Annotated in this window: 1 protein-coding gene; it reads right to left on the bottom strand. The window is 67.2% G+C overall.

Annotated elements, in window-relative coordinates; genetic code table 11:
- Positions 1–204: catalase (locus tag L687_RS27275; RefSeq protein ID WP_021198974.1), on the bottom strand; the 204-nt coding region annotated here is incomplete at both ends.

Genomic DNA, 204 nt, shown 5'->3' with positions numbered 1-204 from the left:
GCTCCATAGGAGTTCGGCTGGTAGGTGCGGTGCGCGGCGTCGTTGAACTGGTAGCGCATCGAGCCCTCGTGCTGGTAGTTGCGCGCCTCGCTCGCGTGCGGCTGGTTCACCGGCAGCTGGTTGTAGTTCGGGCCGATGCGGTGGCGCTGCGCGTCCGGGTAGGCGAAGATGCGCCCCATCAGCATCTTGTCCGGGGAGATGCCG

This window comes from Microbacterium maritypicum MF109, from assembly GCF_000455825.1.
In the GTDB taxonomy this organism is placed as follows: domain Bacteria; phylum Actinomycetota; class Actinomycetes; order Actinomycetales; family Microbacteriaceae; genus Microbacterium; species Microbacterium maritypicum_A.
This window is presented reverse-complemented; position numbering and strand designations above follow the sequence as displayed.